General features: G+C 71.3%; 14 protein-coding genes. 7 read left to right on the top strand and 7 right to left on the bottom strand.

The features are described 5' to 3' along the window. The first annotated feature begins 356 nt into the window (after window positions 1-356). The 4 genes from DY245_RS05565 (at window position 357) to dgt (ending at window position 3796) form a co-directional block, all read left to right on the top strand. Window positions 357-911: a GH25 family lysozyme gene (locus DY245_RS05565; RefSeq protein ID WP_128504132.1), complete on the top strand. Its 555-nt coding sequence runs from the start codon at window positions 357-359 to the stop codon at window positions 909-911. A 131-nt stretch (window positions 912-1042) separates the two neighbouring features. After that, window positions 1043-1873, top strand: a complete 831-nt coding sequence (nadE, locus tag DY245_RS05560; protein ID WP_128504130.1) for an ammonia-dependent NAD(+) synthetase — start codon at window positions 1043-1045, stop codon at window positions 1871-1873. A 210-nt stretch (window positions 1874-2083) separates the two neighbouring features. Continuing rightward, a complete protein-coding gene (locus tag DY245_RS05555; protein WP_128504128.1) occupies window positions 2084-2437 on the top strand; it encodes a hypothetical protein in 354 nt (117 codons plus the stop codon). Window positions 2438-2470: 33 nt separating this feature from the next. After that, window positions 2471-3796, top strand: coding sequence for a dGTP triphosphohydrolase (gene dgt / locus DY245_RS05550; protein ID WP_238575378.1), 1326 nt, complete (start codon window positions 2471-2473; stop codon window positions 3794-3796). Between the two features lie 102 nt (window positions 3797-3898). On the opposite strand, the gene DY245_RS05545 is transcribed toward dgt, so the two are convergent. From DY245_RS05545 to DY245_RS05515, 7 genes are all read right to left on the bottom strand, one after another. Further along, on the bottom strand, window positions 3899-4738 hold the full coding sequence (locus DY245_RS05545) for a cytochrome c biogenesis CcdA family protein (protein ID WP_128504126.1): 840 nt from the start codon (window positions 4736-4738) through the stop codon (window positions 3899-3901). Continuing rightward, complete coding sequence (locus DY245_RS05540) at window positions 4735-5520, bottom strand: DsbA family protein (protein ID WP_128504124.1); 786 nt, start codon at window positions 5518-5520, stop codon at window positions 4735-4737. Before DY245_RS05540 ends, DY245_RS05545 begins: the two co-directional genes overlap by 4 nt. Before the next feature lie 57 nt (window positions 5521-5577). Further along, the gene (locus tag DY245_RS05535; RefSeq protein ID WP_128504122.1) at window positions 5578-6048 is read right to left on the bottom strand and encodes a hypothetical protein; all 471 of its coding nucleotides are present in this window, start codon (window positions 6046-6048) and stop codon (window positions 5578-5580) included. A gap of 92 nt (window positions 6049-6140) precedes the next feature. Further along, on the bottom strand, window positions 6141-6680 hold the full coding sequence (locus DY245_RS05530; protein WP_128504120.1) for an ATP-binding protein: 540 nt from the start codon (window positions 6678-6680) through the stop codon (window positions 6141-6143). Between the two features lie 264 nt (window positions 6681-6944). Beyond that, window positions 6945-7712 carry an enoyl-CoA hydratase/isomerase family protein gene (locus DY245_RS05525; protein WP_128504118.1) on the bottom strand — a complete coding sequence of 256 codons (768 nt, stop codon included), beginning with the start codon at window positions 7710-7712 and terminating at the stop codon, window positions 6945-6947. Window positions 7713-7796: 84 nt separating this feature from the next. Next, entirely contained in the window at window positions 7797-9041 is a 1245-nt protein-coding gene (locus DY245_RS05520) for a L,D-transpeptidase (RefSeq protein WP_181923533.1), read from the bottom strand. A 177-nt stretch (window positions 9042-9218) separates the two neighbouring features. Next, window positions 9219-10487, bottom strand: a complete 1269-nt coding sequence (locus DY245_RS05515) for a L,D-transpeptidase (RefSeq protein WP_128504116.1) — start codon at window positions 10485-10487, stop codon at window positions 9219-9221. Between the two features lie 286 nt (window positions 10488-10773). On the opposite strand from DY245_RS05515, the gene glgX reads away from it, so the two are divergent. The 3 genes from glgX to DY245_RS05500 all read left to right on the top strand — a co-directional run bounded on the left by glgX (window position 10774) and on the right by DY245_RS05500 (window position 16825). Continuing rightward, complete coding sequence (gene glgX, locus DY245_RS05510; protein ID WP_128504114.1) at window positions 10774-13029, top strand: glycogen debranching protein GlgX; 2256 nt, start codon at window positions 10774-10776, stop codon at window positions 13027-13029. Window positions 13030-13127: 98 nt separating this feature from the next. After that, window positions 13128-14987: an ABC transporter ATP-binding protein gene (locus DY245_RS05505; RefSeq protein WP_128504112.1), complete on the top strand. Its 1860-nt coding sequence runs from the start codon at window positions 13128-13130 to the stop codon at window positions 14985-14987. Then, complete coding sequence (locus tag DY245_RS05500; RefSeq protein WP_128504110.1) at window positions 14984-16825, top strand: ABC transporter ATP-binding protein; 1842 nt, start codon at window positions 14984-14986, stop codon at window positions 16823-16825. The genes DY245_RS05505 and DY245_RS05500 overlap by 4 nt, the downstream gene beginning before the upstream one ends. The last annotated feature ends 16 nt before the right edge of the window (window positions 16826-16841 follow it).

The following is a 16841-nucleotide window of genomic DNA, read 5'->3' as shown; positions in this document are numbered from 1 at the left end:
TGCTGCGGCGGGCCCTGCGGCGTCGGGGCTAGCGGCTCCGGCGAGCCGGCGGGGCCGGTCCGGTCGGCGGGACCGGCCCCGCCTTCAACCTGCGTACGGCGTAAGGAACTTCTCGACCACGATCTGGCGTCTCCGGTAGCGAACATGCTGAACTGCTGGAACGAAACTGAATCGCACGGAACTCCCGAACGCTCGGCTCGCACAGTACGCAGGAACGCACGAACGCACGGAACGCCGGCATGCACAGAACGCAGGCACGCACGAAACGCAGGGCGCACGGAACACACTGCAACGCAGTTGATGCTTCGAGCAGTTGACGCTTCGAATCCGCAGGTCCGATCGGCAGGAGGCCGTTCATGCTGCACGGTGTCGATGTCAGCTCCTACAACACCTCGTACTCCGCCGAGGGGCTGGACTTCGTTTTCGTCAAGGCCACCGAAGGCCGCTCCTACATCAATCCGCACCAGTCCGCGCAGGCCGCGAAGGCCCGTAAAGCAGGATGCGTGGTCGGTTTCTACCACTTTCTGTGGCCGGGGAATATCGCCGCCCAGGCGAAATACTTCGTCGAGAAGTGCGCATCGGTCCACGGCGACATCCTGGCCTGCGACTGGGAGCGCACCGGCGAGGGCACCTACGCGAGCAATGCGCAGAAGGATCAGTTCCTGGTCGAGGTGAAGAAGCTGCGGCCCACGCACCGCGTGATGCTCTACTGCAACCGCGAATTCTGGCTCAACCACGACACCACGTCCTACGCCGCCGACGGCCTGTGGATCGCCGACTATGTCTCCGCCGGGCATCCGCGGATCAAGGCGAAGTGGCGCATCCATCAGTACACCGACCGGCCGCTGGACAAGGACGTGGCGGACTTCGAGACCAAGGCCGCCCTCAAGAAGTGGGCGCGTCCCGCTTAAGGTTTCCTACCGGCACGCGGATTCGCGTATCCAGGAACCGTGGGTACGCGTAAGGGAACACTGCGTACGCCGCACAGGAACAGCGCGTCACCGAAACCGCGCGACGCAGCACGAGAACAAGAGGAGCAGCCGTGAGCGACCCGGCGTCCAAGGCCCTGCAACAGGAGATCGCCCGGGATCTCCAGGTGACCGCGTCCTTCGACGCCGAGCAGGAGATCGAGCGCCGGGTGGCCTTCCTCACAGAGCGGCTGACCTCCACGGGCCTGCGCTCGCTGGTCCTGGGCATCAGCGGCGGCGTCGACTCCACCACCACGGGCCGGCTCTGCCAGCTCGCCGTGGAGCGGGCCCGCGCCGCCGGGCACGACGCGACGTTCTACGCGATGCGGCTGCCGTACGGCGTCCAGGCGGACGAGAAGGACGCACAGCGGGCGCTGGAGTTCATCCGCGCCGACCGGGAGCTGACCGTCGACATCCGCCCGGCGAGCGACGCGGCGCTACAGGCCGCGGTGGACGGCGGGCTCACCTTCCGCGACGCCCACCACCAGGACTTCGTCCACGGCAACATCAAGGCGCGGCAGCGCATGATCGCGCAGTACGCGGTCGCCGGTGCCCATGACGGTCTGGTCGTGGGCACCGACCACGCGGCCGAGGCCGTCTCCGGTTTCTTCACCAAGTTCGGCGACGGCGCGGCCGATGTCGTGCCGCTCACCGGGCTGACCAAGCGCCGGGTGCGGGCCGTCTCGGCGGCGCTGGGCGCCCCGGCGGAACTGGTCGGGAAGGTTCCGACCGCCGACCTGGAGACGCTCGACCCGGGCAAGCCCGACGAGGACGCGCTCGGTGTGAGCTACGACCAGATCGACGACTTCCTGGAGGGCAAGCCGGTCGACGACACCGCCTTCCAGGCCATCGTCCGCCGCTACCGCCTCACCGATCACAAGCGCGCGCTGCCGATCGCGCCGTGAGCGGTGGCCGCTTCGGCGGCCTTGCAGCAGCCGACCAGTGGTGGGGGTGGGAGGTCACACCCCCACCACTCACATGTCATGGAGCGGCCAGGGGACTGTCACCGTCCCGGTGCTAAATCGTGGGCGTGAGCGGGCATGCATCCGGCCATGGGAAGCCACGAAGTGCGATCGGAAGATCAACTGTCAGTGGGTCCGCCTACGCTCCAGGGCATGGGTTACGCAAACCTGCGCGAACTCCAGACCGCGCTGACCACCGCCTCCGACCTTGCCTCCGCCCTGCAGTCCGCGCCCACCCGGCGCGATGCGGACCAACTCGTCAACGTCCTCCGCCAAGCGCTGACCGCTGCCAGCTCGCTGGGCGCGGAGACCGGCCCGACCGGCTGCGCCATACATCCCAACGGCGCGGTCGACCCGTTGTACGGCGACCCGGAGGACCCCCTCCCGCCGGGCTACGGAAAGTGCCTGCTCTGCAACGACCGCCGGCGCCGTGCGGACGCCCACCACCCGCACACCCGCCCCCACGCCCGCCCGCATCCGCGCTGGCGGCGACGGCTGAGCGCCTAGGGGTAGGCGGCGGGGCAGGACTACCATCCGCGCATGCGACCTGCCAGATACAGCGATGAGGATCTCGAACAGCACTCCCTGCGCCGACGGGTGTCCGACGACGGACAGCGGTCCGGGTTCGAGCATGACGTCGACCGGATCCTGTACTCGACGCAATGGCGGGCACTGGCCGGCAAGAGCCAGGTGGTGGCCAGCGCCGAGCTGGGCGCGTACCACACCCGGCTGACGCATTCGATGAAGGTGGCCCAGCTGGGCCGGCGGATGGCGGAGCGGCTGGAGCGCCAGTACGGCGGGCCGAATCCGGCGCTCGTCGAGGCGGCGTGCATGGCCCACGACATCGGCCATCCGCCGTTCGGGCACGCCGGTGAGCTGGCCCTGCGCGCCACGATGGACGAGCTGCACTTCGCGGACGGGGTGCTGGACAGCTTCGAGGGCAATGCGCAGACGCTGCGGGTGCTGACCTTCCTCGCCGCCCACAAGTACCCGGGCCATCGCGGACTGCATCTGACCCGCGCCTGCCTGGACGCCGCCACGAAATACCCGTGGGAGCGGGCGCCGGTCGACCAGGATCCGGCGCGGCATGTGAAGTGGGGGGTGTATGTCGCCGACCGGGAGGCGTTCGCCTGGGTGCGGGCCGGCCGCGAAGACACCGCCGTACCGGTCGAGGAGCAGGTCATGGACTGGGCGGACGATGTCACCTACGCCTGCCACGACGTCGAGGACTTCTACCGTACGGGCCTGATCCCGCTGGCCGCGCTGTTCCCGCCGGACGGCGCCGCGGGCGGTGACACCGAACGGGAGATCCGCCGCTTCCTGGACTATGTGCAGGCCAAGCGGGCGCGGGAGGGCGAGCCGTTCGACCGCGAGGCGGCGCTGGTGATGATGGCGGACATCGGCAAGCGGCTGGCGGTGCCCGCCCCGTACAGCGGCAGCCATGAGGACGCGGTCGCGGTCAACCGCCGCACCGCCGATCTGATCTCGTACTTCACCCGCGGGATCGAGCTGGAGGTGGGCGGCCCGGCGGCGATCCGTTACGGGGCGCGCCTGGTGATCCCCGAGGAGCGGCGGGCCACCTGCGATCTGCTCAAGGAGCTGGTGTGGTGCTACGTCATCGACCGCCCCGCGCTGGCCACCCAGCAGCACGGCAAGCGGCGGGTGGTCGGCGAGCTGCTGCGCTGGACGCATGACGCACCCGAGCTGCTGCCGCCGGACCGCGCCGAGGAACTGGCGCTGCACGGCGACCGGCTGCGCGCCGCGGCCGACCATGTCGCCTCGCTCACCGAGGACCAGGCGCTGGCCCTGCACCGGCGGCTCTCCGGCACGGGCCTGGGCTCGGTCAACGACAACGTGTGGTTGTAGAGGGGAGGAGGGGGCCGGGGGGACGAGGGGAAGACGGCGTGGGCGCCCGCCCCCCGGCACGCCCCGTCCCCCGGCCGTCCCGGCCCTCCCCCGTCGCCGCCGCTATTCGTCCCCGCCCCGCGGCTTCTTCTCCGGCCGTAGCGCGATCCGGCCGAGCACTCCGGCGACCACCAGCGCGGCCACCGCGATCAGTACGGAGTCCGGTACGCCGTTCCCGATCCGCGTCACCCATTCCTCAAGCCGGAATTCGGCGTCCGCATCGAGCATTCCGGGCAGCGCGCTGGTCCCGTTGAAGCGCAGGAAGAGCACGCCGATGCCGATGAAGAACAGCCCGGACAGCAGCGAGGTGGTGTGCAACCGCAGCTTTCCGAGGGTGAATTCACGGCCGCGCAGCCAGCCGCGGCTGCCCAGCTTGCAGCGGTCCCACAGCAGCGCCAGTACGAACAGCGGCAGCGCCATGCCCAGCGCGTAGACGGCGAGCATCGAGGCGCCGTAGGCCGGTGAGCCGCTGACCGCCGTCACCGTCAGCACCGCGCCGAGGATCGGGCCCGCGCAGAATCCGGCGAGGCCGTAGACACAGCCGAGCAGGAAGGTGGAGACCGCCGACCGCGGGGTGATCCTGGCGGCGGCGGCCTGGGCGCGCCGGGAGGCGAATCCCAGGCCCAGGATCTGTGCGAGGCCCATCGCGATGACGACCCAGCCGCCGAGGGCGATCAGCAGATCGCGGTGGCCGTTGAACAGCCGGCTGGCCGCCGTACTGGCCGCGCCGAGCGGCACCAGCGTCGTGGCCAGCCCCAGATAGAACACGCCGGTGCGGGCCAGCAGCCGGCCGGGGCCGGTGAGGGAGTACGCGAAGAACGCCGGCAACAGCAGTGCGCTGCACGGGCTGAGCAGGGCGAGCGCCCCGCCCAGGAACGCCGCGAGGTAGCCGATGTCGGTCACCTGTCGGCCCCGTTGGCCGCCGGCCCGTTCTTGGCCGCCCGTGCCGCGGCGGCCTCGACGGCCTGCGCGAAGACCTCGGTGGGCTGGGCCCCGGCGACCGGCCGGCCGTTGATCAGGAAGGACGGTGTGGACTGCACACCGAGCTGGTAGCCCTCGTCCTGATCCTTCTTCAGCGCCCGGTCGGCGCCCGCGCTCTTCATGTCCGTACGGAACTTTTCGAGGTCGGCCACGCCGCTCGCGCGGGCCAGGTCGACGAGCTTGTCCTCGGCGAGCGCTGTGCCCTTGCGGGTCTTGGCGTACAGCGCGTCGTGCAGCTGCCAGAACTTGCCCTGCTGCCCGGCGGCCCAGGAGGCGCGGGCGGCCCGTTCGGAGTCGGCGCCGAAGACGGTGAAGTTGCGGAACTCGATGCGCAGGGTGCCCGCGTCGACATACTTCTTGATCAGCTCGGGCTGGGTGTCGCGGGTGAAGCGGCCGCAGAACGAGCACTGGTAGTCGGCGTATTCGACCAGGATCACCGGGGCGTCCTTCTTGCCGACGGCCAGCGGGTCGCCGTCCGCGCGCCGGCTGGTCCGCCGGGCGAGGTCGTCGAACATCTTCTGCTGTGCGGCGTCCTCCTGGGGGTCGACGGAGGCGGCGGCCTCGGGCTCATCGGCGCCGGTGGTGCCGCGGCCGCCCTCGACGGACCTGCCGACGGCGATCCCGATGGCGATCACGGCCACGACGAGCGCGAGGACCGCGCCGATGGCGGCCAGTTTGCGGGTGGGAGAGGCGGGAGTGGGCATGCGGAAGCTCCAGACGTACGGGGAGGGAATTTCGGCCTTGTGCGTCGGGGCAGCGGCCTATATCCGCAGTACGGGGAGGAGCGCGGTGTGGTCGATGGCGGACGCGGTGCCCGTGGGCGGCCGGGCGAGCGCGAACTGCGCGGGCAGGTCGGCGGCGAGCGGCCCCGGGCCGGTGGTGGCGGGGGCAAGGGGCTCACCGCGGTGCGGGGCGGGCAGCGGGGCGGACTCGTCGGGCCCCGGCGCGTGTCGGTCCGAGCACCTCTTGGGCATGGTGGCCACGGCGGGGCGCGTGGTGTCCGCGGCGGCGGTCTCGTCCACAGCGGCGGTCGCGTCGTCAAAGGCGTTCGCGTCGGCAACGGTGCTCGCGTCGGCAACGGTACTCGCGTCCGTCGCAGGTGTGGCCGCGGCGGCCGCCGCCCGGCCGGCCAGCCAGGCCTGGTCGCCGCCGATCCGGCACAGCAACGGCCCGAAGGTGACCGCGAGGAGGAGCAGCAGCGTCAGCGCGGCCGAGCGGCGCACAGGGTGCATGTCCCTTCCTCTCCGTACCGGGCGCGAGCATGAACAGCCCATCCTACGGATCGCCGGCGCGCGACCGGAGCACCGGCCGGATGGCAGGGGTGTCAGCGGTCGGAGACCCGCATCTCGAACCAGGTCGTCTTGCCGCGCGGCAGCAGATCGACGCCCCAGCGGTCGGAGAGCGTGTCGACGAGGAAGAGTCCGCGGCCGCTGGTGTCCATCGCCTGCACCGGCATGAGACAGGGCAGACCGCGGGACGGGTCGCGTACCTCGATACGGACCCAGCCACGGCGGCGGAGCATCCGCAGCCCGAAGGTGCGGGCGCCGGTGTGCCGTACGGCGTTGCCGACGAGCTCGGAGACGAGCAGCACGGCGTGCTCGGCGAGCTGGGGCGTCAGGGACCACTGTTTGAGGAGTACGGCGGCGGTCAGCCGGCGGGCGATGCCGGCGGACTGGGGGCGGGAGGGGAGCCGGACCTCACCGAGGGTGGGCTCGCCGACCGGATCGAGTGCCGCGGACACCGGGCCACAGGGAGCCGATGCCGGGGTTCTGTCCGCACCGGGGATGCCCCGACGTGCGGCGGCCGGATCGCTCCGCGGCCGCGGCTGCTCCATTCCTTCGAGGCCCGCCATATCTCCCATCATGGCTGCTACTTGGCGGTCACGGGGGCGGAACCGACGGAATCCATTGCCCGGAATTGTCGGTTCCAGACCCCCTGCGGGACATATGCCAACGGCAGTTAAGGTTCCGGCGGGACCGGACTGACCTGCTACGACGCCTGGCATCCGAATGATCGACCCGGTGTGCCAACAAGGTTGCCTTAAGCCTCGGTTAAGTTTTCCGCAATTCGCCCGCACGAGGCATCCGGTCCCGGCCAAACCTCACACACCCCGCCAACAACAGTCGTTTCAGCGGAACTTGGCCTTTCCGGGGCCCTCCTCGACGAAGCTCCGCATCCCGGTCTCCCGGTCCTCGGTCGCGAACAGCCCCGCGAACCAGTTGCGTTCGACCGTCAGGCCGGTGTCGATGTCCGTCTCCAGACCCACGTCGACGGACTCCTTCGCGGCCCGCAGCGCGAGCGCCGGACCGGCCGCCAGCCGCGCCGCCCAGGCGTGCGCCTGCTCATGGACCTCGGCGGCCGGCACCACCCGGTCGACCAGGCCGATGGCGAGCGCCTCCTCGGCCTTCACATGACGGCCGGTGAAGATCAGGTCCTTGGCCTTCGAGGGACCCACCAGCCGCGCCAGCCGCTGGGTGCCGCCGGCGCCCGGGATGAGGCCGAGCAGGATCTCCGGCTGGCCGAGCTTGGCGTTGTCGGCCGCGATCCGGAAGTCGGCACAGAGCGCCAACTCACAGCCACCGCCCAGCGCATAGCCGGTGATCGCGGCGACCACCGGCTTGGGGATCCGGGCCACGGCGGTGAACGAGTCCTGCAGCGCCTTGGAGCGTACGACCATCGCCGGGTGGTCCATGGCCTGCATTTCCTTGATGTCCGCGCCGGCCGCGAACACCTTCTCGCCGCCCCAGACGACAACGGCGCGCACATCGTCGCGGCGGGTGACCTCTTCGGCCAGCTCGCGCAGCCGGTCCTGGGTGGCGATGTCCAGTGCGTTCATCGGCGGACGGTCCAGGCGGATGGTGCCGACGCCGTCGGCCACCTCGAGATTCACAGTCATGCGGGAAGGTTAGTATGCGTTAACGGTGTCGGGCCCGGTGCGCTGTGTCACAGTGCACCGGGCCCGTTCGCCGTTCCGGCCGCCTTACTGCTCGGCCTTCCACTTCTCCCAGGACAGGTTCCAGTCGCTGAAGCCGTTGTCCGGCTGGATCGTTTCGTCATGCGAGTTCTTGACGATGACGACGTCCCCGACGACGGAGTTCCGGAAGAACCAGGCCGCCGGGGTGGAGCCGTCGCCGCCGCCGCGCTGGTCGAAGAGGCCCACACAGCCGTGGCTGGCGTTGCGCGTGCCGAAGGTCGGCCTGCCCGACCAGTAGTTGCCGTGGATGAACGTGCCGGACGTGCTCAGCCGCATCGCGTGCGGGACGTCCTTGATGTCGTACTCGCCGCCGAAGCCGACCGTGTCGCCGTTCATCCGCGTCACGATGTGCTTCTCGCTGATGACCATCGTGCCGTTGTACGTCTCGGTGCCCGGCGCGCCCGCGGTGATCGGGATGGTCTTGATCGTCTTGCCGTCGCGGACCACGGTCATCTTCTTGGAGCCGGCGTCGACCGTGCTGACCTGGCTGCGGCCGACGGTGAAGGAGACCTTCTTGGCCTGGGTGCCGTAGACCCCGGGCCGGCCCTCGACGCCGTTGAGGTCGAGCTTGAGGGTGACCTTGGTGCCGGGCGCCCAGTACTTCTCGGGGCGGAAGTCGAGCCGGTCGTTGCCGAACCAGTGGCCCTCGATGGGGACCGACGGCTTGGCGGTGACCTTGATGGCGTCCTCGACGGCCTTGGGGTCGGTGATACCGCGGGTGAAGTGGATCGAGACCGGCATCCCGACGCCGACCTGCTGGCCGTTCTCGGGGCTGTACTGGCCGATGAAGGTGTTCTTGGGGACGAGCGTGGTGAAGGTCGAGTGCTCGGCGGCCGCCCGGCCCTGGCCGTCCACCGCGATCGCGTCGACGGTGTACTCCGTCGAGGCGCCCAGATGGCCGCTCGGCTGCCACAGGGCTCCGTTGCCGGATATCTTCCCGTCGACCTCGTTGCCCTTGCCGTCCTTGACCTTGACGGACCTGAGCCTGCCCTTCTTGGCGGTGACCTTCAGCGCGCCGCTGGTGGCGACGTCGTCGGCGCCGTCCTTGGGCGCTATCGTCACGGCTGCCTGCGAGGCGGCCTTGTCGCCGCCCGCCTTGCCGGCCGGCTGCTTGTCGTCGCCGTCATCGCCACCGCACGCGGTCACCAACAGCAGCATCGCGCCGAGCACTACGGCGAGCGGGCCCCCGCCCTTGTTTTTCGGCCACCGACGCCGGCGAGCCGGCACCCCCGGATTCGGCTGGACGTTCACGACTGGCCCCTTTTCCCCTCGCACGGCCCGCGGTCCCCCGCACGCGTCTGCGGACGGCGCGTGCTTGCCGTTAGATAACCACACAGCGGTGACAGTGAACTCCCCGCGAATGTCACCGTTTAGTCCCAAGTGCGGGGGTGGGACAGGGGGATGGGGCGGGGCGGGGCGGGGACCGGCTCACGAAGCCGGGCGGGCGCCGCTCCGGTCCAGCGCGGAACCGGCCCGCCACTGCGCCCACGGCATGTTCCAGCCACCGAGGCCGTTGTCCGGTGCGACCATGCGTTCCGGGGAGTTGCGCACCACTACGGTGTCGCCGACGATCGACTGGCCGAAGAACCAGCCGGCCGGGGTGTGGGGGCCGCCGCCCTTGATGTCCTTCAGCCCGACGCAGCCATGGCTGGTGTTGACGCCGCCGAAGACCTCGGGCGGCGCCCAGTAGTTGCCGTGCAGAAAGGTCCCGGACCGGGTGAGGCGCATGGCGTGCGGCACATCCGCGATGTCGTACTCGCCGCCGAAGCCGACGGTGTCGCCGTCCATCCGCACCACCGAGGCCCGCTCCAGGATCACCATCCGCCCGTTGTAGGTGGGGTTCTCGGCGTCGCCTGCGGTGACCGGCAGCACCGCCACCACCCGGCCGCCGCGCCGCACCGTCATGGTGTGCCGCGCGGCATCGATGCTGCTGACCTGGTCCCGGCCGACCCGGTAGCGGACGGTCCTGCGCTGCGTCCCGTAGGTGCCCGGCCCGGCCTTGACCCCGCGCAGTCGCAGCTGCACGGTGATCTTGGTGCCCGGACGCCAGCGGTCGCGGGGCCGGAAGTCCAGCCGGCGGTGGCCGAACCAGTGGGCGGCGATCTCCACGTGCGGCTCGGCGCCGACCCTGACGGCGCGTTCGACGGCCGCGCGGTCGGCGATCGGCCGGTTGAAGACCATCGAGAAGATCAGGCCGGTGCCGACGGTGGCGTCGCGCTGCGGCGAGAAGTAGCCGGTGAAGTGCCGCATGGGCGCGGAGGTGGTGAAGGTGGTGCGGCGGGCGGAGCGGCGGCCCGCGCCGTCCAGCGCCACCGCGTCGACGGTGTATTTGGCGCCGAGGTGGAGGCGTCCGGGCGCCGGGCGCCAGACCATCCCGTCCGGCGAGATCCGGCCGGCGACGGACCGCCGGCCGGCATCCCCGGTCCGGCTGACCTCGACCCGCTCCAGCCGCCCCTCCGGCACCCGGATCTCGAACCGCCCGTCGGCCCGTACGCCGTGCGCGCCGTTGTGGGGGACGACCCTGATCGTCTCCTCCGGGGTGCGCGGGGTGCCGTCGACGAACACGTCCGGGTCCCCGCAGCCGGTCAGCGCCACCGCCCCGGCGATCCCGGCCACGGCGGCGAGGGCGACGCGGATCCGGCGGGCCGCCCGCCCGCTCGCCCGGTGTCCCGCCCGGCCCCGCGCCCGGTCCGTCATGCGCCCGCGCACACTCCCGCGGTTCGTCGCTCGGTCCCCTGTTCGGTTCTTCTGATGGGCGGTCATATACCGAATTGTGACGGATGATGCCTGAGTTAGGAGGTATGCCGCGTAACGGAATGTCACGGACAGGGCATGGACAGAACAATGAGCCCCCGTGCCGGGAAACGTGAGGCAACGCCCGGTTGCGGGAAGAACAACGGGGAGGGCGGAGTCACCTGCACGGCCGGGACCGCCGGGCCGGGGACACCGCCCGACCGAGCCATGAGCCGCAGGAGGCCGGCACGTGTCGAGCGCACCCGAGCAGGAGGCGGTGGCGGACGAACCACTCGCCCCACCCGCGGACATCCGCCCCGGCAGTCCGACGCCCCTGGGGGCCCGTTACCGCACCGGGCCCGATGGCGTCACAGGAACCAACTTCGCCCTGTGGGCGGGCGGCGCCGAAGCCGTGGAGCTGTGTCTCTTCGACGACGCCGAGCACGAGACCCGCCATCGGCTGACCGAGCTCACCCATGAGATCTGGCACGGCTTCGTGCCCGGTGTCCGCCCCGGGCAGCGCTACGGCTACCGGGTGCACGGCCGCTGGGACCCCTGGACCGGCGCCCGCTGGAATCCGGCCAAGCTGCTGCTCGACCCGTACGCCAGGGCCGTGGACGGCGACTTCGGCGCCCTTACCGAGCCGTCCGGCACCGGGTCCGCGCTCCCCGCCCAGCTCTACGGACATGTCCGCGACTGGCCGCAGCAGCAGATCGCCGACACCGTCCGCGACGACCGCGATTCGGCGCCGTACGTCCCCAAGGCCGTTGTGGTCGGCGACGACACCGGGGACGACGGAAGCCACGACGAATGGCAGGATGACCGCCGCCCCAAGACGCCCTGGCCGGATTCCATCCTCTACGAACTGCATGTGCGCGGCTTCACGATGCGCCACCCCGGTATCCCGGAGCAGCTGCGCGGCACCTATGCCGGCCTGGCGCACCCCGCCGCGCTGGAGCACCTCGTCCGGCTCGGCGTCACCGCCGTCGAGCTGCTGCCCGTCCACCAGTTCGCGCACGAGGACCACTTGGTGCGCCGGGGGCTGCGCAACTACTGGGGCTACAACTCCATCGGCTACTTCGCGCCACACGCCGGATATGCCGCCACCGGTACCCGGGGGCAGCAGGTCGGCGAGTTCAAACGGATGGTGCGGGCGCTGCACGACGCCGGTATCGAGGTGATCCTCGACGTCGTCTACAACCACACCGCGGAGGCCGGCGAGCTGGGCCCGACGCTCTCCCTGCGGGGCATCGACAACCGCGGCTACTACCGCCTTGCCGGCGACGCCCGCCGCTACGCCGACTACACCGGCTGCGGCAACACCCTGCATGTCGTACAGCCCCATGTGCTGCGCCTGATCACCGATTCGCTGCGCTACTGGGTCACCGAAATGGGTGTGGACGGCTTCCGCTTCGACCTGGCGGCCGCGCTGGCCCGCTCCATGCACGACGTCGACATGCTCTCCCCGTTCCTCGCGGTGATCGCCCAGGACCCGGTGCTGCGCCGCGTCAAGCTGATCGCCGAGCCCTGGGACGTGGGTTCCGGCGGCTATCAGGTCGGCGCCTTCCCCCCACTGTGGACGGAGTGGAACGACCGCTACCGCGACACCGTCCGCGACTTCTGGCGCGGCGCCCAGCACGACGTCCGCGACCTGGGCTACCGGCTCTCCGGATCGAGCGACCTCTACGCCTGGGGCGGCCGCCGCCCGTACGCCTCGGTCAACTTCATCACCGCGCACGACGGTTTCACCCTGCGCGACCTGGTCACCTACGAGCACAAACGCAACGCGGACAACGGCGAGAACAACCGCGACGGCAACAACGACAACCGGTCGTGGAACTGCGGCGCCGAGGGCGAGACCGACGACCCGGCGGTGACCGCGCTGCGCCGCCGCCAGCTGCGCAACCTCCTGACCACCCTCCTGCTGTCCACCGGCGTGCCGATGCTGGTCGCCGGCGACGAGATGGGCCGCACCCAGCACGGCAACAACAACGCCTACTGCCAGGACAACCCGACCAGTTGGCTCGACTGGTCGCTCCTGGACGACCCGGGCTGGCGCCCGCTGGCCGATCTGGCCGCCCGCCTGATCGCGCTGCGCCGCGCGCACCCCGTACTCCGCCGCCGGGCGTTCTTCTCCGGCCGGCCGGATCAGCAGGGCGGGCTGCGCGACCTGGCCTGGTTCACCGCGGACGGTACGGAGATGACCGAGCGGGACTGGTACACCCCGGGAGCCACGCTGGGCATGTACCTGTCCGGGAACGACATTTCGCAGCGCGACGCCCGGGGCATCCGCATCGTCGACGACAGCTTCCTCGTCGTGCTGCACGCCGGCGCCCATCCTCGCCCCGTCACCCTCCCCGGCCCGCCCTGGGCCCGGGCGTACGAACTCCTCGTCGACACCGCACGGGAGGAGCAGCCGGGGACGGCGGAGACCGGGTACCCGGCCGGCAGCACGCTCACCCTGCCCGGGCGGTCGGTGATGGTGTTCCGGGCGGTGCCGGGCTGAGGCCGGCGGCCCGGCCGGGCTCAAAACAACAGCCCGGCAAGGCCGTTCGGGAAAATTCACAGGAGCGTTGTCAGTGGTGCGCCTTACGCTCGCGAGTGATGGCCGAGACCACGCGAACGCCCGAGACCGACCGGACCGACCCGACCCGACACTCCGCAGTGCGCTCGCTGTTGCGCCTGTGGCCGTTCGTCCGCCCCGTGCGGGCGCGGTTGATCACGGCCGCGTGCGTGGCGGTGATCGCCTCGTGCATCGGGCTGGTCATCCCGCTGGTGCTCAAATGGCTGGTGGACGGGCCGGTGGCGGAGCGCGATCCGGGCGGGGTGTGGCTGGGCGGCGGGTATGTGCTGCTGCTCGGGCTCGCGGAGGCGCTGCTGTTCGGGCTGCGGCGCTGGCTGGTGGCGCGCCCGCTGGCCGGGGTCGAGGCGGCGATGCGCGAGGCGCTGTACCGCCATCTCCAGCGGCTGCCGGTCGCCTTCCACGACCGCTGGCCATCGGGCCAATTGCTGTCGCGCGGCACGACCGACCTTCAGCTGCTGCGGATGTTCCTCACCTTCCCCCTGACCTTCCTGCTGGTCAACGGCACCACCATCCTGGTGGGCGGGGTGATCCTGCTGGCCCAGCGCTGGTCACTGGGGCTGGTGCTGCTGGCGCCGGTGCTGCCGCTGATGGCGCTGTGCTCGGTCTTCGAGGCGAAGTACGGGCGCGCGGCGCGCCGGACCCAGGACCAGCTCGGCGATCTGACGACGGTGGTCGAGGAGTCGGTGCTCGGCATCCGCATCATCAAGGGCTTCGGCCGCCACCGCAGCCAGGCCCGCGCCTTCAAGGAGCTGACGCAAAGGCTCCGTGCGTCCGAACTCCGCAAGGCGCGACTGCTGGCCTGGATCTGGGGGTTCAACACCGCATTGCCGGAGATCGCGATCGGCGGCGCCCTGGTGCTCGGCACGCTCCAGGTGGCCGACGGCGCGCTGTCCGCTGGCACCCTCGTCGCCTTCCTCTCGGCGGCGCTGGCGCTGCGCTGGCCGGTGGAGTCGATCGGCTTCCTGCTGGCCATGAGCAACGAGGCGGCGGCGGCCACCGACCGGTACTTCGAGGTCATGGACGAGCGGGCGAGGGCGGACGACGACGGCGAGGGCGACGCAAACGGTGACGGCGGCGAGCGGACCGAGGGCAGCGACGTCGGCGACAGCGACAGCGACAGCGACGACGACGCAGCCGGCGGCCTGGTCTTCTCCGGCGTCGAGTTCCGCTACCCCGATGCCGCGCCGGACAGCCCACCCACCCTCAAGGACATCACTCTGCACATCCGGCCCGGCGAGACCATGGCGCTGGTCGGGGCGACCGGCAGCGGGAAGACCACCCTGACCGCGCTGGTGCCACGGCTGTACGACCCCACCGCCGGCCGCATCACCCTCGACGGGCGCGACCTGGCGACGCTCAGCCGGGGCGAGGCCCGCGCTCTGGTCGCGGTGGCCTTCGAGGAGCCGACGCTCTTCTCGGCGACCGCCGCGGAGAACGTCCTGATGGGCGGGGAGCACGCCCAGGAGTCCGATCTCCGGCGGGCGTTGCGGGTGGCGCAGGCCGACGGCTTCGTCGACGCCCTGCCGAACGGCGGCGCGACCGAGGTCGGCGAGCAGGGCCTGAGCCTGTCGGGGGGACAGCGGCAGCGGCTCGCCCTGGCCCGCGCCGTGGTCGGCCGGCCGCGCTTCCTGATCCTCGACGATCCGCTGTCGGCCCTCGATGTCCACACCGAGGCGTTGGTGGAGGCGGCGTTGCGCCAGGTCCTGGCGACCACCACCGCCCTGGTCGTCGCCCACCGCCCGTCCACGGTCCTGCTCGCCGACCGGGTGGCGCTGCTGTCCGACGGCAAGATCACCGCCGTCGGCACCCACCACGAACTGCTCCGGGACAACCCCGAGTACGCCACGCTGATGTCCGGCGAGGGAGAGGGCGCCCGATGACGACCACCACGACCGGCCAGCCACCGCACCCACAACAGCCGGAGCCCGGGGACTCCTTCGCACAGGACCATCTCCCCACCCCCAAGGGCGCCTCCCGCTCCCTGCTCGCCTCCCTGCTGGCGCCGCACCGGCGCCGCCTCTGGGCGGTGGCCGTCGTCCTGCTCCTCCAGCAGGCCACCGTGCAGGCCGGTCCGCTGCTGGTCGCCTATGCGCTCGACCGTGCGGTGCCGGCGCTGCGGGCGGGCGACCACGGGCCGCTGATCGCCGTGGCGGTGGTGGCGACGCTGTGTGCCGCGCTCTCCGGCGGCCTGCAGCTCGGCTTCATCCGGATCTCCGCCCTGGTCAGCCAGGATGTGCTGCTCGACCTCCGCGGCCGGATCTTCCGGCACGGCCAGGCGCTGAGCCTGGACTTCCACGAGCGCTATACGTCCGGCCGGCTGATCTCCCGGGCCACCACCGACGTGGAGTCGCTGCGCGAACTCCTCGACGAGGGCCTCCAGGAACTGATCACGATCGTCCTCTCGACGGTCTTCATCACCGCGACCCTGCTCTACCTGGACTGGGGTTTCGGCGCGGCCGCCCTCGCCTCCGCCGGGCCGCTCCACCTCTTCGTACGCTCCTTCCGGCGGCGCTCGCAGCGGGTCTACAGCGCGAAGTCCACGGCGATGGCGGGCGTCATCGTGAAGTTCACCGAGACCCTCAACGGCATCCGCCCGGTGCAGGCGTTCCGTCGCGAGCGGCCGAACGACGCCGCGTTCGCCCGGCTCAACCACCACCACGAGCGGGTCAACGGCGCCGCGCTCCTGGAGATGGCGCGCTATGTCGTCTCCTCCCGGCTGGTGGCCAATATCGCGGTCGCCGCGATCGTCCTGTGGGGCGCCTACCGCGTGGCCTCGGGCAGTCTGGCGCTCGGCGTGCTGGCCGCCGTGGTGCTCTATCTGCGCCGGCTCTACGACCCGATCGACCGGCTCGGCATGTTCCTCAACTCCTACGAGTCCGCGGCCGCTTCACTGCAGAAGATCGCCGGGCTGCTCGCCCAGCGGCCCACGGTCCCGGAGCCGGCGGCGCCCGTCACGCTGCCGGCCGTCGCGGCCACCCGGCCGGGCCGCGAGGTCGCCTTCCGCGACGTCCGTTTCGCCTACCGCACCGGCGGCGAGGTGCTGCCCCGCTTCGGGCTGACCCTCGCGGCCGGCACCACCGTCGCCGTGGTGGGGGCCACCGGCGCCGGCAAGTCCACCCTCGCCAAGCTGCTGGCCCGCTTCTACGACCCCACCGAGGGCCGGGTCCTGCTCGACGGTGTCGATCTGCGCGAGCTGTCCACGGCCGAGCTGCGCCGGGGCGTCGTCATGGTGACCCAGGAGGCGTTCCTGTTCTCCGGCACGGTCGCCGACAACATCGCCATCGGCCGCCCGGACGCCACCCGCGAGGAGATCGAACTCGCCGCGAAGGCCATCGGCGCCCATGACTTCATCACCGCCCTGCCCGACGGGTACGACACCGACGTCCGCAAGCGCGGCGGCCGCATCTCCGCCGGACAGCGCCAACTGGTCGGCTTCGCAAGGGCCTTGCTGGCCGACCCCGCCGTTCTCATCCTCGACGAGGCCACCAGCTCTCTGGACATACCCGGCGAACGCGCGGTGCAGCGCGCCATGGACACTGTCCTGCGGGGACGTACGGCACTGGTGATCGCGCACCGCCTCTCGACGATCGAGATCGCCGACCGGGTCCTGGTCATGGCCGACGGACGGATCGTCGAGGACGGCTCACCCGCCGAACTCATCGCCGACCGCGGCCGGTTCGCTGCGCTGCATCAGGCGTGGCGGGACAGCGTGGGGTAACGGGCGGAGCCGATGC

The organism is Streptomyces inhibens (assembly GCF_003389455.1).
GTDB lineage: Bacteria > Actinomycetota > Actinomycetes > Streptomycetales > Streptomycetaceae > Streptomyces > Streptomyces inhibens.
This window is presented reverse-complemented; position numbering and strand designations above follow the sequence as displayed.